The organism is Acrocarpospora phusangensis, assembly GCF_016862995.1.
Taxonomy (GTDB): domain Bacteria; phylum Actinomycetota; class Actinomycetes; order Streptosporangiales; family Streptosporangiaceae; genus Acrocarpospora; species Acrocarpospora phusangensis.
Genome location: NZ_BOOA01000076.1, coordinates 18937 through 39131, shown reverse-complemented (window position 1 = coordinate 39131; position 20195 = coordinate 18937). Strand labels below are relative to the sequence as shown.

The following is a 20195-nucleotide window of genomic DNA, read 5'->3' as shown; positions in this document are numbered from 1 at the left end:
AAGCACCGCCATGAAACTGTGTCAGGCTTGGTCGGTGCGGATCCTTCACGTGAGTGACTGTTACCTTCCCCGGCTGGGCGGGATCGAGGTTCAGGTGGCGGACCTCATCAGGAACCAGCGTGAGGCGGGGCACGAGGTGGAGGTGGCCACGGCGACGCCGGGGGAGCGGCTGCCCGGAGTGCGCAGGCTGGTCGCCCGGATGCCGTTCGACCTGCCCGTCCACCCGCGCGGGACCGGCCATCTGATCCGCCTGATGACGTCGTACCGGCCGGATGTGGTGCACGTGCACACCGGGGCGGTCTCGCCGTTCGCCTGGATGGGGGTGCGGGCCGCGCACCGGGCCGGGCTGCCGGCGGTGGTCACCGTGCACAGCATGTGGGATCCCGTCACCAAGAACGTCTACCGCGCGCTGCGGGCGCTGTCGGAGTGGCATCGCTGGGGTCTGGTGGCGACGGCAGTGAGCGAGGCGGCCGCCCGCCCGATCCGGCAGGTGGCGGGCCCCCGGGTGCCGGTCCGGGTGGTCTCCAACGGCCTGGACCTGACCGGCTGGGGCCCCGCGGGCCCGATGCCGTCCGGCGATCCCGTGCACGTCGTGGCGGTGGGGAGGCTGGCCCCGCGCAAGCAGCCGGTCCGGTTGCTGAAGCTGCTGGCGGCGGCGCGGGCGCGGGTGCCCGCCGAGGTGGCGATGCGCGCCACCATCGTGGGCGACGGCCCGGCCCGCGCGTCGATGGAGCGGTACCTGAGGGCGCATCGGATGGACTGGGTGCGCATGCCGGGCCGCTACACCCGCGAGCAGATCCGTGAGCTGCTGGCCGGGGCGGACGTCTTCGTGGCGCCGGCGCCGCGGGAGTCGTTCGGGCTGGCCGCGCTGGAGGCCCGGGCGGCGGGCGTGCCGGTGGTGGCCCGGGCCCAGAGCGGGGTCGCCGATTTCGTCCGGCCGGGCAAGGAGGGATTGCTCGGCGGCAGTTTCGATGAGCTGGTCGGCTCGGTGGCCAGGCTGGCCAGGGATGCGCGGCTGCGCACCTCGATCGCGGAGCACAACCGGGAGACCGCGCCGGTGCGCTGCTCGTGGCCGGCCGTGCTGGAGGGTTTCGACCGGTGCTACGCGCTCGCGCGGGGCGGTGAAGACGACTCGTGAAACGGGTTTCGAACAGAGGCTAAGGCACTTAGAACGGAAGTATCCGTCCGGACGGGGTGCGCAGGTCGATGGGGACGGGACGGCGTGGAGGCCGAGGCCGCTGAACGATCTGGACCCTTTTCACAGAGGCGCTCCTCTCATCGTTTGGTCTCAGCCTTCCCACTTTGACGCCAAGATCACGCCAGCCTGGTCACTTCGACCTTCACTACTTGTCTTCCCGCAGGTGGTCCTTGGTAAATACCTTTCAAAGGGGGTACGTCAGCGTAATCTCTCCCGCGCGCTACCACCACGTGTGATTCGCCCACTTTTGACCGATTTGTTGGGTCGAGCGCGACCCAGTCCCCCGCCCAGTACTCCACCCAGGCGTGGCTCTGTCCCGCCACCGCCTCACCGACGGCCGCGTTCCGGTGCGGATGGAGGTAGCCGGAGACGTACCGGGCCGGCAGACCGGCCGCGCGGAGCAGGGCCACGGTGAGGTGGGCCATGTCCTGGCAGACGCCCTCCCGCAGGTCCCAGGCCTCCTGCGCGCTGGTCAGCACGCCCGTGGAACCCGGCACATAGGACACCCGCTCGTGCACCGCCCAGGCGATCGCCTCGGCCGCCTCGTGCGGGTCCCGTCCGTGCACCTGGGCGGTCGCCACCTCGGGGGCGATCGTGGTCCGCTCGGTCGGCCGCAGGTACTCGGCGATCGGCCCGTCCACCTCCCGCAGCGCCGCCCAGCCGAGCGGCTTGCCCAGCGGGCGCGGCCCCGACGTCTCCACCCGGCTGATGGCCTCGATGGACAGCGTCCGGTGCGCCTTCGGCACGTCGAAGACGCTCACCTGGGTGCCCCAGTAGTCCCGGTACGTCCAGACCGGCGTGGCCGGCCGCACCACCAGCCGCTGGTCCAGCGTGGTCTGCCCGCGGTCGTCCAGCGGCGTCATCCTGACCTCGTTGTACGACGACTGCGCGTCGCCCTCGTACTCCAGCAGGGTCAGGTGCCTGATCCTCACACGCCAGCCGTCTGCCACGCCGACCCTCCCCACGCCACGTGCTGGAAGAACCGGTCGGTGATGGCCTCGGAGGCGATCACGCAGACCGCCTGCAGGGCCGTGAGCAGCTCCGGCAGCTGGTCGTCCAGGTCGGCCACGTCGGCGTACTCCAGGCTCATCCGGACCCGGCCGATGGCGGCGCGGGCCGCGTCCGACATGCCGGCCCGGTCGTGGTCGGGGGTCAGCTCGGCCAGGCACTGCTCGGCGGTGGCCAGCGCGTGCATGACCGAGCGCGGGAACAGCCGGTCCAGCAGCAGGAACTCCAGCACCCGGCGGGCGTCGCCGCGGTGGGTCCTGGTGAACGACTCGTCCGCGCCGCAGGCCTCCAGCAGCAGCCGCCAGTTCCAGGAGTGGCTGGGCTCGTGGTGCACGGTCAGCAGCCGGGCGACCATGTCCACCCGCTCCAGGCTGCGGCCCAGCACGATGAAGCGCCAGCCGTCGTCGCGGCTCATGGTGGCGTCGGCCAGGCCGAAGAAGAGGGCGGCCCGCTCCCGCACGTACCGGAGGTAGCCGTGCGGGCCCAGCCGCTCCGCGCCGACCTGGCGGAGCGGGAGCTGGTTCCAGGTGACGTTGAGGCACTCCCACACCTCGCTGGAGACGATCTCCCGCACGCCCCGGGCGTTCTCCCTGGCCGCCCGTACGCATCCGGCGATCGACCCCGGGGTGTCGGAGTCGTACGCCAGGCGCTGCACCATGGTCTCGGTGGTGGGCGACTCGGTGCCCACGTGGCCGAGGGTGGCGAACACGGTGGCCCAGTCCTCCTGGCCGACCAGGGCCCGGTGCAGGGAGACGTCCAGCAGGCGGGCGATGTCGTCGGACCGCTCGACGTACCTGCCGATCCAGTAGAGGGTCTCGGCGATCCGGCTGAGCAGCTCGCGGGTCACTGCTGGCCGTCCCAGGCCGCGTTCCTGGTGGGTTCCCAGTGCACCTGGGCGGGCGCGGGTTCCGGCGCGGCGGCGCGCGGGCCGGGCTCGGACAGCACCCAGGTGTCCTTGGAGCCGCCGCCCTGGCTGGAGTTGACCACCAGTTCTCCTTCCGGGAGCGCCACCCGGGTGAGCCCCCCGGGCAGCAGCCAGACGTCGTCGCCGTCGTTGACCGCGAACGGCCGCAGGTCGATGTGGCGGGGCCGGGGCAGGTCCCCGATGAGCGCCGGCGAGGTGGACAGCGCCACCGGCCGCTGCGCGATCCACCCCCGCGGATCGGCCCGTACGGCCTCGGCCAGCGTGGCCAGGGTCCGCTCGTCGGCGCGCGGCCCGATCACGATGCCCTTGCCGCCCGCGCCGTCCACGGGCTTCAGCACGAGCGTGTCCAGGTGGTCGAGCGCCCATTCGAGCGTGTCGGCGTCGGCCAGCCGGTGCGACTCCACGTTGCCGATCAGCGGCTCCTCGCCCAGGTAGTACTTCATCAGGTCGGGCACGTACGTGTAGAGCAGCTTGTCGTCGGCGACGCCGTTGCCGACCGCGTTGGCGATCGTGACCGTGCCGGCCCTGGCCGCGTTGAGCACTCCCGGGCAGCCGAGCGTGGAGTCGGCCCGGAAGTGCAGCGGGTCGAGGTAGTCGTCGTCCACCCGCCGGTAGATCACGTGCACCGGGCGCTTGCCGTGCGTGGTGATCATGTAGACGCGGTTGTTCTCGCAGATCAGGTCGCGGCCCTCGACCAGCTCGACGCCCATCAGGCGGGCCAGCAGCGCGTGCTCGAAGTAGGCCGCGTTGTAGACGCCCGGGGTGAGCACCACCACGGTCGGGTCGGTCACGCTGGCCGGGGCGGCCTTGCGGAGGGCCGCCAGCAGGCGCGGCGGGTACTCGTCCACCGGCCGCACCCGCTGCTCGGCTCCGACGCCGTCCCGTCCCGGCCCCGCGAACAGGGCGGGCAGCGTCCGCATCATGGCCAGCCGGTTCTCCAGCACGTAACTCACCCCGGAGGGGGTACGGACGTTGTCCTCCAGCACCCGGAAGTCGCCCGCCTCATCCCGGATGATGTCGATCCCGGCGATGTGCACCCGTACGCCGTTGGCCGGCCGGATCCCGTCGGCGGTGCGGTGGAAGTGCGGGGAGGACTGGAGCAGCCGCCACGGCACCACCCCGTCGTGGAAGACCTGGCGGGCGCCGTACACGTCGGCCAGGAAGGCCTCCAGGGTGCGCACCCGCTGGCGTACGGCGCGGGCGATGAGATCCCACTCGGCGGCGTCGATGACGCGCGGGATCAGGTCGAGCGGGAACGGGCGTTCCTCACCGGCGTAGTCGAAGGTGACGCCGCGGTCGGTGAACACGCGCGCCAATTGGTCGGCCCGGAACCGTAGTTCCTCGGCGCCGAGCGGCTGCAGGGCCGCGAACAGTCCCTGGTAGGGCGCCCGGGGCACGCCCGGCCGCTCGAACATCTCGTCCCATGCATCGGCCAGGGCGTATGAGTCGAATATGTCCGCCATGACCGGAGACTAAGAAACGCATGTTTCGCGGAAAGTCTGGGATTGTTTCGGGAATTGGTCGTTCCGGCACGGAGATTGCGCCCATCCGCACTGGCTGCGCAAACGGCTGTGCGCGCCTCACTTCCGGCGCATCAGGAAGTGAGTCTCGAAGTCCCCGCCGCCCGCCGCGACCGCCGCCCAGAGCCCGTGCCGGGTGCCGGGGACGCGGCTGATCGAGACCTTCGTCACCGTGTCGGGGTCGTAGTCGCGCTGGTTGGGGATCGTCAACACCTGGCTCCAGGACACCTGTGGCCGGCCCGCGCCCAGCCGGATGAGCAGGACCTGGCGGCCGTGCGCGAAGTCCACCCCGCTCGCCCACACCACGCCCGCGCCGTCGCTGGTCACTCCCGTCAGCCTGCCCTTGGCCACGGGCACGGACACCTGCCGCCAGGACCGGCCGTCGTAGCGCAGCACGAGCGGCTTCGACGTGGCGAAGGTGCCGCCCGTGTGGCCGACCGCCCAGACGTCGTTCTTGGCCGCCTGCCAGACGCGGGTGAGCACGCCGCCGGGGATGAGGGGCGCCCGGTGCTCGGTGAAGCGCCCGTTCGAGCCGTGCACGATCATCGGCTGGGAGCCGTTGGCGCCCACCGCCCAGACGTCCCCGGTGGCGCTCCTGGCGGTGATCGCGTTGAGCGAGCCGGGGTTGGCGAACACGGTCCGGAAGCCGCGCGCCTTGCTCCAGCTGAGCACGACGCCCCGGCCGTCGGCGGTGGAACCCGCGAACCAGGGCCGCCCGGAGACGGCCACATCGCTGATCCTGTTGTGCTCGGCCGCGCCGAACGGCTGGTAGGACGTCCACGCCCGCCCGTTCCAGTGCCCGGCCCACGCGGTCGTGCCGTTGCCCACCACCCACACGTTGTTCGGCGAGGCGGCGCTGACCCCGACCGCGTGGTAGGCGTTCGTCCTGGCGTCCGTCACCTTCCGCCAGGTCCTGCCGTTCCAGCGCTGGATGGCGGGGCAGCCCTCGTTGTCCTCGGCGCTGCAGCCGTACCCGACCGCCCAGGCGTCCGAGGCGCCGGAGGCGGAGACGTCCAGGAGCGCGCTGGCGTTGGAGATGCCAGAGGTCCTCTGGATGGTCCAGGCGGGGGCGGCGGTGGCCTGCTGCGGGGCCAGCAGGCTGAGGGTCAGCAGAACGTGGGCGAACATAACCCGTTAGACGCCGCTGGACAGTCCTTTGTTCACACGCTCGTACGCCGCCAGGGCCAGCTCCCAGAACCGGCCCACGTCGATGGAGGTGCCCACCCGGGCGTTCGGCACGCGTCCGCCCAAATTGAAGTCGATGACCGTCATGCCCGAGGTGAACCGGCCGGCGGTCTCCACCTCCACCCACGCGGGCTCGAACACGATCAGGCTCGGGTCGGCCAGGTAGGCCAGCGCGCAGGCGTCGTGGATGGCCGGCCCGTCGTCGGCGGTCACCATGCCGTAGAAGGTCGCGCAGGGGATCAGCAGATCGGTGCCGAGGCGGCCGATCTCGCGCATGCGCTCCACGATCGGCCCGGTGGCCTGCGCGGTGGTGGACACGTCCAGCCCGATCTGGGTGACCGTCCAGCCGGCCTGGAACACGATCGCCGCCGCCTCCGGGTCGGCCGCGATGTTGAACTCCGCCGCCGGCGTGCGGTTCCCCCGCGTGTACGTCCCGCCCAGGATGGCGAACTCCCGCGCCCACTCGACCACGCGCGGCTCCTTGAGCACGGCCAGGGCGATGTTGGTCAGCGGCCCGATGGCGACCAGCGTGATCTCACCGGGAGCGGCGCGCAGCGTCTCGATGATGTAGTCGGCGGCGTGCCCCGGCGCCACCGGCAGCGTGGGCGCGGGCAGGATCGCCCCGCCCAGCCCTCCGGTCCCGTGCACGTGCGCGGCCTCGATCGCGCTCCGCATCATCGCACCGGCGGCGCCCGGCGTCACCGGCACCTCGGGGAAGCCGAGGAACTCCCGCAGCCGCAGCGCGTTGTCGGTGGTGCGCTCCAGGGACACGTTCCCGCCGACCGTGGTGATACCCACGATCTCCAACGCGGGACTGCCATGCGCCAGCGCGATCGCCAGCGCGTCGTCGATACCGGGGTCGCAGTCTATGACGATCTTTGTCGGGGCCACGCTTCGGAGCTTAGCGTCGGGCATTGCCGCCATCATCTCGACATCTATCGGCTAAGAATGACATTAGCCGTTTCACTTGGTCGGGGGAGCAAGGAGATCGCATGCCCGTCCGGATCGTGGTCAGCGGAAGTACGGCCGCCCGGGACGCCGCCGACCTGGCCGCGGAGATCGGTTCCCAATCCCGGCTCAGCCAGCCGCCTCCCGGCGACAAGAACGTCGTCGAGGTCGTCACCGCGATCGTGACCCTCGCCGGATCCGTCGTGGCCATCGCCGACACCGTGTTCAAGTGGGCGGAACGTCTCCGCAAACGTGACGAGCCGGGTCCGCCGCCGCCCCGCGTGATCGTCGTGTTCGACCGTACGGGGTCCCGTCACCCGCTGGAGGACCTGTCTCCGGACGAGTTCGACCATCTCCTCGAACTGGAACGGGAGGCGGACGCGGAGGCCGATCCCGGGTCTCCGCCCGGCCCTGGCACGGCCGACTGACGCCCCCATGCCGTGGACGTTGAAGATCGCGCTGAAGAACGCGGGACAGCGCCCGGAACTGGGCTACCTGCTGACCTACAGCCATGGCGACAGCCAGGAGTCGTTCAGCGAACGGCTCGCCTACGACGACCTCCAGAACGCGCTCCGGCAGGCCGGTACGAGCTACTACCTGGACGACCCGGGCGAAGGAGACGTGGAACGCGAGAACCGGCTGCGCGGGCTCGGCCGTACCCTGTACGACCTGCTCGACACCGGCCACCTCTACCTGACGGGCTACCTCAAGCGCCGGCCCAACGACCTGGTGGTCATCCTGCTCGACGTGTCGGCCGGTCTCGGCTATCTGCCGTGGGAGCTGCTCCACGACGGCCGGGGTTTCCTCATCGCCCGGCCGAACCCGGTCATCCCGATCCGGTCGGTGGACGTGATCGCGCGCACGCGCGACGAGGCCCGGCATCCCCTCCGGCTGCTGTTCATGGCCTGTGAGCCGATCGACGGCCCCGGCGTCCTGAACTACGAGATGGAAGAGGCGATGATCCGGGACGCGGCGGCCGAGGGCGGCGCCCCGTTCTACCTGGAGTACGAGCCGACGGGCAGCCTGAGCGAACTGGGCCGCCGGCTGGGCTTCTACGACCGCGGTCACTTCGACGTGATCCACCTGACCGGGCACGCGCTGCGCGGCGACGGGCGCGGGTCCTTCCTGACTGAGGACCGTGACGGCCTGACGTACCGGGCCTCGGCCGAGGACCTGCACGAGGTGCTGTGGCAGAGCGGTCCCGGGCTGGTGTTCCTGTCGGGCTGCCAGACGGCCGAGGGAGGCGATCTCGGGGCCGCTCCGTCCCTGGCCGAGGAGCTGGTGACCATCTCGGCCCCGATCGTGGTCGGCTGGGGCCGCCCGGTCAACGACCGCGTCGCGAGCGAGGCGACGGCCGCGTTCTACAAGCAGCTCATGCTGGGGCGCAGCCCGGCCATCGCGCTGGCCCGCAGCTACCAGGAGCTGATCAAGGCGGGCCGCGAACACTGGCACATGCTCCGCATGCACGTCCAGGGCACGGACATGCCGCGCCCGCTGACGGTCGCGCTGGCGCAGATGCCGCTCGACCAGATCTGGATCGGCCGTCAGCATCGCGAGATCGGGCCGTCGGGGCTGGCCCGGGTGTCGCTGGCGGACTTCTTCGGCCGCAGGCGTGAGATCCAGCGGCTCGAGCGCGTGCTCGACCCGCTGCGCGAATTCCTCCGCCCCGGCGCGGTCGTGCACGGGGTCGGTGGAGTGGGCAAGACGACGCTGGTGGCCAACGTGCTGGAGCGCGTCACCGCGACCCAGGAGGGGCGCGGCAACCCGGTCACCTACGTCTCGATCAACGTGCCGCTGACGCGGGAGGTCCTGCTCCAGGAACTGGGCGCGATCCCGGAGCTCGGCAGCGTGCTCGGCTCCGCGCCGCCGGGAAGCGACCTGAAGGCCCTGCTGGAGCGTGCGCTGCGACGCATGTTCCGCCCGGTGATCATCGTGCTGGACGAGTTCGAGCAGCGGAACATCGGCACGGGCGGTCCCGAGGCGGTGCCAGCACCGGAGGCCGTCCAGGCGTTGTTCGCGCTCGTCTCCGCGCTGGCCACGGTCCGCGGGCCGCACCGGATCGTGATCACCAGCCGGTACCTGCCGAAGTCGCCGGGCATCGAACTCCTCGACGACGTGGCCCTGGACGTGCTGCCCGAGCACTTCCAGCAGGCGCGGATCGACCGGCTCGCGAATCAGGGGCAGGTCACCCCGCGGGCCGTGGAACTGGCCCGGTTGATGGCGCGCGACAACCCCCGGCTGCTCACCTTCCTGTTCGACATCGCCCGCGACAGCCCGGAGACGGGCGAGGAACTGCTGCGCCGGCGCTTCCAGCGGCGGCGCGAAGAGTTCTACGACAAGATGGCCGTCGACGAGCTGATCGGGCGGCGCGACCCGAAGGACGCGGCGCTGCTGCGCGCGGTCGCGCCGTACCGGATCCCGGTCCCGGCCGAGATCCTGGCGCGGCTCGCGGGCCCGGCCTCGCGGATCGCCGTCCCCGCGGTGCCGGACCTGGCGCGGCGGGAAGCGGTGGAACGCGCCAGGCGCCTGGCGGGCTGGCATCTGCTGGAGTACGCCGAGCGGCCCGGAGGCTACCGGGTCCCCGCCGTCTTCGAACCGGTGCTCACCGACGACGACCCGGTCACGGCCCACGCGCGGTGCGCCGCCGCGCTGGCCGCGCACCTGGGCGCGTTCGACGAGGTCAACGACCCGGATCTGGTCGATCTGCCCGCGCTGGCCGAAGTGCAGCGGCTGGCCACGGCGGGGCGCAGCCACCGGCTCGTGGTGCGCGCGGCGGCGACCCGGGCGGCGGTGGCCGCCCGCCGGTTCCGGCATGCCGAGGCGCAGGAGATCTGCCGCCAGGCCCTGGACGTCGTCCCGCATCCGCTGCTGTTCGCCCTCCTGGGCAACGCGCAGGCCGACGACGGCGACGCGCAGGCCGCGCGCCAGTCGTTCGAGGCGGCCCTCGCGGGAGCCGACGGCGTCTCCACGCGCGACCGCGCGCGAGTCCTGTCCACGGTCGGGTTCTGGAGCCAGTTCTACGACCTGCGGAAGACGTTCGCGCTGCTGACCGAGGCGCTCGGCCTGGCCAGGGCCGCCGGGGACACCTTCCTCCAGGCGGACTGCCTGCGGCTGATCGCGGGCGGCTGGGCCCAGTACGGCGGTGCGCACCAACTACGCCTGGCGGCCGACCTGTACGAGCAGTCGCTGCGGCTGTTCCGGTCGGTGCAGGGCGGAGAGCTCGCGCAGACCGTCGTCGAACTCGACCAGGTCACGTTCATCGACATGGCCGAGGGCCGATTCGAGGCCGCGCAGCGGAAGCTGGGCGAACTGGTCGATCGTTACGTCCTGCCGGGCGAGGAGTTGCCGCTTTCGGCCATCCGGGTCCGCCTGGCCGGCGCGTACCTGGGCGACGGCGCGTTCGACGCGGCGGAGCGGGAAGCGCGCGCGGCGCTGACGCTGGCGCGGGAGGTCGGCTGGGGGCGCGGCGAGTTCGACGCGCTCTGCCAGCTCGGTGACGTCGCCGCCGCCCGCCACAACGCGGCCGGGGTGCAGACCGAGAGCGAGCACATCCTCCGGGCGATCGCCCACCTGGAAGAGGCGCGGGCGCTGGCGGGACGGATCGGCTGGCCCACGCTGATCCGGTCGGCGCTGGCCCGGCTGGCGCAGCACCTCCTGGTCGCCGGGAAGCAGGCCGAGGCGGCCAGGCTCTTCGACGACCTCGACGCCTTGGAGGCGGCCGAGGCGGTTCCGGCGCACGAACGGGCGGCACGGCTCCTCACCGAGGCCGAGACGCGCCTCGCGCTGGACGACCACGATGCGGCGAGCGCCGGGGCGCGCCGGGCGCTGGCACTGCTCGTGTCGTCCGATCACGAACTGCTGGAGACCCGGGCCCGCCGGGTGCTGGCTCAGGTCATGGACTTCGCCGAGGCGCCGGCGGACGCGCTGGCGCCGCAGCTGGACCGGCTGGAGGAGCTGTACCAGCGGGTCGCGCCGCGCGAACTGGCCATCGTGCACCTCTGGCGTGGCCGCATGCATCTGCGGGAGGAGTCCCCTGGCCAGGCCCGCCGTGAGCTGGAGCTGGCCGCGGCGGGTTTCGCCGAGAACGGGAGCGCGGGCGACGAGGCCGCGGCCCACGAGTTGTTCAGCGGCCTGCCCGGGATCTCGGAGGAGGAGAAGGCCCACGCGATGCGGCTCGCGGCCCGGCTGCGGTATCGGGTTCCCGACCACAGGTCCGCGGCGATGGTGCTGCGCGAACTCGCGCCGCTGCTGGATTACGGTCAGCGCAGGCGCACCTACGAGGCGGTCATCCTGCTCGCTCAGGCGTCGGGGGCGCGGGACGTCGAGGGCCACGGGCTGGACGGGCTCGCCGACGTGACGTACGGAGCCGGCGCGGCGGAACTGCGGGCGCGGGCACGGCAGGCCACGTTGGAGAGCGAGCCGTTGCACCTGGCCGTCTCGCCGCCGTTGAGCGAGGTGCTCGATCCGGACAACGGGGGCACGATCCTGGACGAGCTGACCCGCCGGCGGGAGGAGCTGCGCCGAGACCATGGCATCGTCCTGCCGGCGGTCCGGATCTACGACACCCCGGATCTGGGCAAGCGGCGCTCCTACCGCATCCATCTGTGGGGGGAGGAGCGCGTCTCCGGAGAGGTCCGCGGGAAGGGGAAGGACCGAAAAGCCATGGAGGCGGCGGCCCGCGAGGTGATCGACGCCTTGATCCGCATGGCTGTCGCGGAGGCCGACCGGCTGGGCGGGCCCGCGCCGGCCTTCGCGCCGCGCCCGCTCACGGATGAGGAGATACGCCAGGTCGAGGAGGTGCTCGCCGAGGACAACGACCTGCGCTGAGCCGGCTGGTACGGGGGCCACCCCTTGCCGATGTTGAATTATCCGCTCATTCCTAGACCGGCAAGCGATGATTCATCCGGCGGTTGATCACGACGTTGCCGATCAAGGCGCTGTCGATCTGGTGGTGCAGCGCGTGTGCGCGGTCCAACTCGCCCTCGGCCGCGCTCGTCTCGGCGAGATTTCTGACCACGTGCAGCACGGCCCCCGCGACCTCGCGCAGCCGGGTTTCTCTGGCCCAGTTCTCGGCCAGTGGATCAAGGCCCAGGATTTCCAGCATCGCGCGCACTTCGCCGCATTTTTCGGCGGCGAGTTTCGGGTCGCCGGAATCGAGTGCCGCGTTTCCCTCGTTGACGGCCGCGTGCACCCGGGAGAGGGCCTGCGGCACGTTGAGGTCGTTGGCCATGGCCTCGCTGAACTGGGCGGGAAGGCGGTCGGCCGGGCGCTCGGCCACCCGGTGCACGAAGCGCTCGACCCGCCGGAAAGCGGTCGCCGCCTCCTCCACCGCGGCCACCGAGAACTCCATCGGAGAACGGTAGTGCGCGGCCGCCAGGTAATAACGGAGCTCGACCGGGCGAATCCGCCGGAGCAGGGTGTGCACGGCCATTGGATTCTTCACGACCTTGCGAATCTTCTCGCCCCGGTGGGTGACCGGCCCATTGTGGATCCAGAATCGCGCGAATTCGTCTCCGGCGGCCCGGGACTGGGCGATCTCGTTTTCGTGGTGCGGGAAGATGAGATTGGCGCCGCCGCCGTGGATGTCGAATTCCCGGCCGAGGTACTTCCGGGCCATCGCGGAACATTCGAGATGCCATCCGGGGCGGCCCTCGCCCCATGGCGCGGTCCAGATCGGTTCACCGGGACGGGCTCTCTTCCACAATGCGAAATCACGCGGGTCGCGTTTTCCGTGACTGTTCTCCTCGGTGCCGCGCATTTGGTCCGGGCGCTGCCCGGAGAGCGCGCCGTACGGCGGGAAGGAATCCACCGAGAAATACACGTCGCCATCCGCCTCGTACGCGTTCCCGGACCCGAGCAGCTGCTCCACGAGCTCGATCATCTCCGGGATGTGCCCGGTCGCCAGGGGCTCCACGCTGGGCGGAAGGCAGCCCAGGGCCTCGTACGTGCGCGTGAACGAGCGGTACACCGGGTCGGTGATGCGCCACCAGTGCACCCCCTCGCTGAGCGACCGACTGATGATCTTGTCCTCGATGTCGGTGACATTCCTGCAGAACAGGACCTGATAATTCAGGTGTCTCAGCCAGCGGTGCAGGATATCGAAATTCACCTGCGATCTGATCTGCCCGACATGGGGTGGGACGACCACGGTGGGACCGCACAGATAAAGCGAGACAATTCCCGGAATTCGGGGGGTGAAATCGCGAACCGAGCGACTGAAAGTATCGTAAAGGCGGAGACCCACCTACCCGAGGGTAAGCGACCATTCCGCTTGCTGTCGATAGGATTCGACGAGCCGGGGGCCGCACATCACCGGGGGCCGATTGTGAGACACGTCAAACGGCAATTAATAGGCCGGAACCACCCTCGGCGTCCCGCTTCCATGGTAGACATCTCGCCGTTCTTCCGCTAACAGTCCGGCTAACAAGAACCCCTGAGGTACGGCTCGCGACCCAGTGTGGGCGGAATGGGGGCACGCGGGTCGCTTGGGATCGCGTGGCGCGAGCCGTACCGGCTGGGGGTCGGGCTAGCGGCGGATGACGTGGAGCACACTCGCGATGCGCTCCGCGGCGGTGACCACGTCCGAGGCGTGGCCGATGCGGCCGGCCCAGGAGAGCCAGTACCACCACTCGCCGTCGTTGGCGTTGGACGCGAGCACGTCCTCGGCCACCGTCGGGGCCATCGGGTTGACCACCCGCAGTCGCGGGTAGAGGCCGGCGGGCGCCGTCAGGCGCACCTGGAACGAGTGCGCCTCCAACTGGGCGGCCAGCCGCTCAAGGTGGTCCATCGCTTCGCTGCGATCTGCCTTCATGGCCATGGTGGTCTCCCGGGGATGTTGGGACCTTTCACCGGAAAGGGTGAACCTGGGATGACCTACCGGCAATCCGTCCCATTCGACGGATACGTGCAATAACCAGGGAAGTCGGCGGTATTCCGTGGAACATCCACGGTTCTCCGGCCACGAACGCATAACGACAGTGGCGGTTGGGTGCGTGCCGGTTAACCTGTGGGAAATATCCGTAATGGCCGAACAGGGTGGTTCCCGGGCAGACTGGGGTACGGCCCGACCCCTAGAACGACGCCCCATCTCCAGCAGTGGAAGGGCAGGCACCATGGCCCGAGGCGAACATTCCCCAGCATGCGCGCGCCGCTGGCGTGAACAGGCGGACGCGCGGCAGTGGACCCTGTGGCAGACGGTTCAGGCGATCCACGGCTGCTGCGGGGTCAGCATGCTGAAGGCGCACCGGCTCGGGCGGGGCTGGTCCGCCCGGCAGGCCATCGAGGAGCTGGAGTTCCTCTGCGAGCAGCAGGCGCTCGGCCTTCCCCGCGCCAGCATCGACCTGCTCAACGCCTGGGAGAACAACCGGGCCAGGCCCCGGCCGCAGACCATCGACCTGCTGGCCCGGCTGTACAAGGCCAACGCGGTCCGGCTCGGGCTGGCCGCCGACTACTGCGAGGACCCGGGCGGCGGCGGCCAGAAGGTGGTCGTGGTCGCCAACGGCTCCCCGGACGACGGCGTCCACGTCGAGGAACTGGCCGACGACGACACCGACCGGCGGGCCCTGTTCCACCAGGCGATGCTGGCGGGCACCCCGAACGGGCGCTTCTTCGCCGAGGTGGAGGGCACCCGGCACGATGTGGATCGGTCCCTCGCCACCGGCAGCGTCACCGAGGACCAGCTGGACCGGCTGGACGAGCAGGTGCTGCGCTACCGCCGGGAGTACATGACCACCCCGCCGATGCCCATGCTCTGCCGGGTCATGCTGGAACTGGCCGACGTGCGCAAGCTCGCCGGCGCCCGGCAGCTGGCCAGCGTGCAGCGCCGCCTGCTCACCGCCACCACCATGCTGGCCCTGCTCACCGCCGACGCGCTGATGAAACTCGGCGACACCCGCCAGGCCCACGCCTGGTACGGCACCGCCCGCACCGCCTCCGACGACATCGGCGACCTGCGCCTGCGCGCCCTGGTCCGCGCCAACCAGACGATGCTGCCCTACTACTACGGCGACCTCACCGAGACCGTACGGCTGGCCAGGGAGGCCAGGATGCTGGCCGGTTCGGCCCCCAGCTCCCCGGCCGCGCTGGCCGCCGCCGCCGAGGCCCGGGCCCTGGCCCGGATGGGCGACCGCAAGGCGGCCAGGATCGCGCTGGCCGAGGCCGAGCAGATCTTCGCCCGGATGCGCGGCATGAGCCAGGACGACCTCGCCTTCGTCTTCACCGAGAAGCGCATGACCTTCTACCGCACCGGCACCCTGCTGGAGCTGGGCGACGAGTCCCAGGTGCAGGGCCTCGAGTCGCTCGGCAGCGGCTTCCAGACCATCGACCCCGCCCTGATCCTGCTCGACCAGGCCAGCCACCTGTCCCGGCACGGCGACCACGACGAGGCCTGCCGCCTGGCCGCCCAGGCGCTCGGCCAGGTTCCGGCCGAGCACCGCACCTCGATCGTCGTCACCCGGGCCAGAGCGCTGCTGGCCGACGCCGACCCCCGGCTGCCGTCGGTCCGGCACCTCAACCAAGTCCTGTCGGAGTCCTCCCTCCGGCTTGCCATATGAACCACACCATCGCGCATTCCTTCACCGGGAAACCCCTGGCCGAGGAGGCCTTCACGGTCCTGCGCGCGGTCTGCGGCCAGATCGGCGTCGAGGCCGAGGGGGCCAGGCTGATGCGCCTGCGCAGCAACGCGGTGTTCAAGCTGAGAAGCGAGATGGTGGTCAGGATCGCGACCGCCCCCGACGCGCTCACCCGCCTCCCGGTGGTGCTCGCCGTCGCCCGCTGGCTCGCCGACCGGGGCTTCCCGACCGTGCGCCCGGTGGACGAGATCCCCGGCCAGCCCATCGTGTACGGCGGCCGCGCCGTCACCTTCTGGCGCTACGTACGCTCCAACGGCCGCCCCACCACCACCGAGCTCGGCCGGGTCCTGCGCAACCTGCACCGTGAACCCGTGCCGCCGATCGAGCTGCGCCGCCTCACCGACCCCCTGGCGGAGGTACGGCACGCGGTCGAGCACCGGTCGGAGGTGCTCACGCCGTACCAGCGGGCCTGGCTGGGAGAGCGGATCTGCACCCTCACCGAGCGCTGGCAGAGCCTGGACTCGGGTCCGCCGGTCCTGCTGCACGGGGACGCCTGGATCGACAACCTGCTCCGCTGCCGGGACGGCCACGCCGTGCTCTGCGACTGGGACGGCGTCGCGGTCGGCCCCCGCGAGTGGGACCTGGTGCACACCTACCACGGCCAGCGCCGGTTCGGCCTGACCACGGGCGAGGTGGACGCATTCGCACACGCGTACGGATCCGACCTACGCGAATGGCCAGATTTCAGCACTTTGATGGAAATTAGGGATATGTATGCCGTAGGCATCCATATCCGGAACGCCACCGGAGACCCCTTCTCCCGACAGGAACTGCCGCGCAGACTTGACTCCTTGACTAAGGGCGACGGCGAGGCCAGGTGGTACATGGCAGCGCCAACCCTGAGCTGACAGGGGGTCTGAGCTGCGGCGAGGGGCCCTGTTTGGACATCCGGCCCGGGGCGGGTAGGCTGCTCGTGTTGCAGTGGTGTTTGTAAAAAAGCGCCTCGGGACCTTCCCGACGGAAAGTTCCGACAGCGGGCGTGCTTGCTTCTCCAGCGTATTGCGCGGATGCAGGGTAGGGTCCGCTAAGCAGCCCCGTGTCCCCGACCTGGTGGCACGGTGAGGCTCCCGAAAAGGAGAAGCAGTTGTCTGAAGGCACGGTCAAGTGGTTCAACGCCGAAAAGGGCTTTGGGTTTATCGCTCCGGACGACGGTACCCCTGACGTGTTCGTGCACTACTCGGCGATCACGTCGAGTGGTTACCGCAGCCTCGACGAGAACCAGCGCGTCAGCTTCCAGACCGTCCAGGGCCAGAAGGGCCCCCAGGCCGAGAACGTCACGCCGCTCTAAGCCTGTTCTAGCCGCAACCCGCACCACGTCCGTGGTGCGGGTTGTTGTTTTCTGGGTAGGCGTCGCGGTCATGCGCCTGAGCCAGACCTCTGAACTGTGGTGGAAGAACGCCGTCATCTACTGCCTGGACATCGAGACCTACGCGGACGGCAACGCCGACGGGATCGGCGACTTCCAGGGGGCGATCCAGCGCATCGACCACCTGGACCGGCTGGGCGTCACCTGCATCTGGCTGATGCCCTTCTTCCCCACCCCCGACAAGGACGACGGGTACGACATCGTCGACTTCTACAGCATCGACCCCCGGCTGGGCACGCTCGGGGATTTCGTGGAGTTCATGCGGGTCGCCCGGGACCGGGGCATCCGCGTCATCGCCGACCTCGTCGTCAACCACACCTCCGACCGGCATCCCTGGTTCCAGGACGCCCGCTCCAGCCGGGACTCCGAACGCCGGGACTGGTACATCTGGTCCGACAAGCCGGAGCCGGACGACCCCAAGGGCGTGGTCTTCCCCGACCAGGAGGACAGCCTCTGGGAACTGGACGAGGGAACCGGGCAGTACTACTTCCATCGTTTCTACAAATTCCAGCCAGACCTGAACACCGCGAATCCCGCCGTACGCGATGAGATCGCAAAGATTCTGGGGTTCTGGATGGAGCTGGGGCTGTCGGGGTTCCGGGTGGACGCGGTTCCGTTCCTGGTCGAGCGGGTGATCGACAGCGACACCCTGCCGGACCCGCACAGCTACTTCGCCGAATTACGGGCCTTCATGAACCGCCGGGACGGCGGCGCCATGCTCCTCGGCGAGGTCAACCTGCCTTACGACGATTTATTGACGTATTTCGGGAGTACGCCGCTGGGCAACGAGATCACGATGTGCTTCGACTTCATCAGCATGCAGCGCACGTACCTGGCGCTGGCCCGGGGCGACGCCCGCCCGCTGGCCGATTCGCTGCGGGAACGGCCGAAGCCGCCCAAGGACAGCCAGTGGGCGAGTTTCATCAGGAACCACGACGAGCTGACCCTGGACAAGCTCACCAAGGAGGAGCGCGAGGAGGTCTTCACGGCCTTCGCGCCCGACGAGGACATGCGCATCTTCGACCGGGGCATCCGCCGCCGGCTGCCCCCCATGCTCGACGGCGACCAACGGCGTATCCGCCTCGTCTACAGCCTGCTCTTCTCGCTGCCCGGCACCCCCGTGCTCTTCTACGGCGAGGAGATCGGCATGGGCGAGAACCTCGCCATCGAGGGCCGCGCCTCCGTGCGCACCCCCATGCAGTGGACCCCCAACCTGCACGGCGGCTTCTCCACCGCGGAGCCCGCCATCCCCATGACCTCCGGCGCGTACGGCCCCGAGCAGGTGAACGTCACCGCGCAGCGGCGCGACCCCGACTCGCTGCTGATCTGGATCACCCGGCTGGTCGAGCAGTACCGGGAGTGCCCCGAGTTCGCCTGGGGCGACTACGACGTGCTCGACGCGGGCGAGCCCGCCGTGCTGGCGCACCGGGCCGACATCGACGGCGGGACGGTGCTGGCGGCGCACAACTTCGCCGACCGGGAGATCGAGGTCGAACTCACCCTGGAGGGGCTGGACTCCGGCAAGGTCCTGACCGATCTGCTGGTGGACGGCACCATCGAGATCTCCGGCGACGGCCGCGCGCGCTTCTCGATGGAACCGTACGGCTGCCGCTGGTTCCGGGCCTCGACCCCCGAGACCGCGCCCGCCGACTCCGACCAGCCCTGAGGCCGTCCCCTAGGCCCTGACCAGTGAAAACGGCCGGTTCCCCCGACCCCGAACCCCGATATGCCGGGAAGTGCCGGACCAGGGAGGGTAAGGGGGGTTTCAGGGCTGGCTGGGGCTGATCTCCGATGGGGGTGACGGGCGTTTCCCGTGACAGTCGATGTCATGGGAACGGTGCTGGGTTTTCTGATCACCATGCTGGGCGTGGCCGCGATGGCGGTGCTGCACGCGGTGTCCGGGTTGAACCCGTTGCGAGACATGATCAGTGAATACGCCTGGGCGGAGGGCGGCTGGCTGCTGCCGGTCGCGCTGACGCTGCTGGCGGTCGGCTCCGCCGTGCTGGCCATCGGGCTGGCCCGCCTGGACCGCAGGGCCGCGCTGCTGGTCGGCCTGTGGTCCGGCTGCCTGCTGCTGGTGGGCGCCTTCCCCACCGACCGGCCGGGGCTCTCGCTCTCGCTGGCCGGCGGCATCCACCGCTACGCGGCGCTGGTCGCCTTCCTCGCCATGCCCGTCGCCGCCCTGCTGATCGCCCGCCGCACCGGTTCCCGCGCGCTGCGGGTGCTCAGCCTCGTGGCCGCGGCCTCACTGCTGATGGTCCTGGTGCCGTACGTGATGCGCATGCTCGGGCTGGATCCCGGCCTGATGCCCGGCGGGCTCACCCAGCGGGTGACCGTCCTGTCGGAGGTCGCCGCGCTGCTGGTGGCCGCCGGGCACGCGTACCGGCGAAACAGGCGGGGCGGGCTAGATGAGGCCGAGCGCCTGGACCGCGTCGCGCTCGTCCAGCAGCTCGCGCACCGACAGGTCGATGCGCTCGCGGGAGAAGGCGTCGATGTCCAGGCCCTGGACGATCTCCCACTGGCCGTTCGCGGAGGTGACCGGGAAGGACGAGATGAGTCCTTCGGGCACCCCGTACGAGCCGTCGGAGACGACGGCGGCCGAGGTCCAGTCGCCGGGGGCCGTGCCGTTCACCCAGGTGTGCACGTGGTCGATCGCGGCGTTGGCGGCCGAGGCAGCGCTGGACGCGCCGCGCGCCTCGATGATGGCGGCGCCGCGCTTGGCCACGGTCGGGATGAAGGTGTCCCGCAGCCACTCCCCGTCCACCTGCTCGGCGGCGATCTTGCCGCCCACCTCGGTGTGGTAGAGGTCGGGGTACATGGTCGGGGAGTGGTTGCCCCAGATGGTCATCTTCCTGATCTCGGTCACCGGGACCTGGAGCTTGGCCGACAGCTGGGAGAGCGCCCGGTTGTGGTCCAGCCGGGTCATCGCGGTGAACCGGTCGGCCGGGACGTCGGGCGCGTGGCTGCGGGCGATCAGCGCGTTGGTGTTGGCCGGGTTGCCCACCACGAGCACCCGGACGTCGTCCGCGGCGTGCTCGTTGATGGCCCTGCCCTGCGGGCCGAAGATGCCGCCGTTGGCTGACAGCAGGTCACCGCGCTCCATGCCGGCCGTACGCGGCCGCGCGCCCACCAGGAGCGCCACGTTGACGCCGTCGAAGGCGACGTTCGGGTCATCGGTGATCTCGATGCCCTGGAGCAGCGGGAACGCGCAGTCGTCGAGCTCCATCGCGGTGCCCTCGGCCGCCTTCAGCGCCGGAGTGATCTCCAGCAGGCTCAGCGAGACGGGCGTATCAGCGCCGAGCAGCTGCCCTGAGGCGATGCGAAAGAGCAGAGCGTAACCGATCTGCCCGGCCGCGCCGGTGACGGTCACTTTGACGGTCATGACGATCCCCTTTGGCGAAAAGTATGTCCACCG

General features: G+C 70.5%; 15 protein-coding genes and 1 pseudogene. 8 read left to right on the top strand and 8 right to left on the bottom strand.

The features are described from left to right. Positions 1-49 precede the first annotated feature (49 nt). Positions 50-1138, top strand: a complete 1089-nt coding sequence (locus Aph01nite_RS32710) for a glycosyltransferase family 4 protein (RefSeq protein WP_239162154.1) — start codon at positions 50-52, stop codon at positions 1136-1138. Positions 1139-1314: 176 nt separating this feature from the next. On the opposite strand, the gene Aph01nite_RS32705 is transcribed toward Aph01nite_RS32710, so the two are convergent. The 5 genes from Aph01nite_RS32705 to Aph01nite_RS32685 form a co-directional block, all read right to left on the bottom strand. Then, positions 1315-2148, bottom strand: a complete 834-nt coding sequence (locus Aph01nite_RS32705) for a transglutaminase family protein (RefSeq protein ID WP_239162153.1) — start codon at positions 2146-2148, stop codon at positions 1315-1317. Then, on the bottom strand, positions 2127-3053 hold the full coding sequence (locus Aph01nite_RS32700) for an alpha-E domain-containing protein (RefSeq protein WP_204044907.1): 927 nt from the start codon (positions 3051-3053) through the stop codon (positions 2127-2129). The genes Aph01nite_RS32705 and Aph01nite_RS32700 overlap by 22 nt, the downstream gene beginning before the upstream one ends. Then, the gene (locus Aph01nite_RS32695) at positions 3050-4594 is read right to left on the bottom strand and encodes a circularly permuted type 2 ATP-grasp protein (protein WP_204044906.1); all 1545 of its coding nucleotides are present in this window, start codon (positions 4592-4594) and stop codon (positions 3050-3052) included. The genes Aph01nite_RS32700 and Aph01nite_RS32695 overlap by 4 nt, the downstream gene beginning before the upstream one ends. Before the next feature lie 117 nt (positions 4595-4711). Next, positions 4712-5779, bottom strand: a complete 1068-nt coding sequence (locus Aph01nite_RS32690; protein WP_204044905.1) for a ligand-binding sensor domain-containing protein — start codon at positions 5777-5779, stop codon at positions 4712-4714. 6 nt (positions 5780-5785) lie between these two features. After that, positions 5786-6727 carry a nucleoside hydrolase gene (locus Aph01nite_RS32685; RefSeq protein WP_204044904.1) on the bottom strand — a complete coding sequence of 314 codons (942 nt, stop codon included), beginning with the start codon at positions 6725-6727 and terminating at the stop codon, positions 5786-5788. Positions 6728-6828: 101 nt separating this feature from the next. On the opposite strand from Aph01nite_RS32685, the gene Aph01nite_RS32680 reads away from it, so the two are divergent. Both Aph01nite_RS32680 and Aph01nite_RS32675 read left to right on the top strand, forming a co-directional pair. Then, positions 6829-7212, top strand: coding sequence for a hypothetical protein (locus tag Aph01nite_RS32680; RefSeq protein ID WP_204044903.1), 384 nt, complete (start codon positions 6829-6831; stop codon positions 7210-7212). 7 nt (positions 7213-7219) lie between these two features. Further along, complete coding sequence (locus Aph01nite_RS32675; protein ID WP_204044902.1) at positions 7220-11611, top strand: CHAT domain-containing protein; 4392 nt, start codon at positions 7220-7222, stop codon at positions 11609-11611. Between the two features lie 52 nt (positions 11612-11663). Here Aph01nite_RS32675 and cysS read toward each other — a convergent pair whose 3' ends face one another. Then, a complete protein-coding gene (gene cysS, locus Aph01nite_RS32670; RefSeq protein ID WP_204044901.1) occupies positions 11664-13028 on the bottom strand; it encodes a cysteine--tRNA ligase in 1365 nt (454 codons plus the stop codon). Positions 13029-13310: 282 nt separating this feature from the next. After that, complete coding sequence (locus Aph01nite_RS32665; RefSeq protein ID WP_239162152.1) at positions 13311-13601, bottom strand: hypothetical protein; 291 nt, start codon at positions 13599-13601, stop codon at positions 13311-13313. A gap of 295 nt (positions 13602-13896) precedes the next feature. Between Aph01nite_RS32665 and Aph01nite_RS32660 the strand changes: the two genes are divergently transcribed. The 5 genes and pseudogenes from Aph01nite_RS32660 to Aph01nite_RS42745 all read left to right on the top strand — a co-directional run. Next, complete coding sequence (locus Aph01nite_RS32660; RefSeq protein WP_204044900.1) at positions 13897-15336, top strand: helix-turn-helix domain-containing protein; 1440 nt, start codon at positions 13897-13899, stop codon at positions 15334-15336. Beyond that, entirely contained in the window at positions 15333-16262 is a 930-nt protein-coding gene (locus Aph01nite_RS32655) for a phosphotransferase enzyme family protein (protein ID WP_204044899.1), read from the top strand. The genes Aph01nite_RS32660 and Aph01nite_RS32655 overlap by 4 nt, the downstream gene beginning before the upstream one ends. Positions 16263-16498: 236 nt before the next feature. After that, positions 16499-16702: a cold-shock protein gene (locus Aph01nite_RS32650; protein WP_155336120.1), complete on the top strand. Its 204-nt coding sequence runs from the start codon at positions 16499-16501 to the stop codon at positions 16700-16702. Positions 16703-16772: 70 nt separating this feature from the next. After that, on the top strand, positions 16773-18446 hold the full coding sequence (locus tag Aph01nite_RS32645; protein ID WP_204044898.1) for an alpha-amylase family protein: 1674 nt from the start codon (positions 16773-16775) through the stop codon (positions 18444-18446). Positions 18447-18608: 162 nt separating this feature from the next. After that, positions 18609-19091 (top strand): annotated as a pseudogene (locus Aph01nite_RS42745) (DUF998 domain-containing protein); the annotation flags it as partial. A 93-nt stretch (positions 19092-19184) separates the two neighbouring features. Here the strand turns inward: Aph01nite_RS42745 and Aph01nite_RS32635 are convergent. Beyond that, on the bottom strand, positions 19185-20162 hold the full coding sequence (locus tag Aph01nite_RS32635) for a malate dehydrogenase (RefSeq protein ID WP_204044897.1): 978 nt from the start codon (positions 20160-20162) through the stop codon (positions 19185-19187). Between the last annotated feature and the right edge of the window lie 33 nt (positions 20163-20195).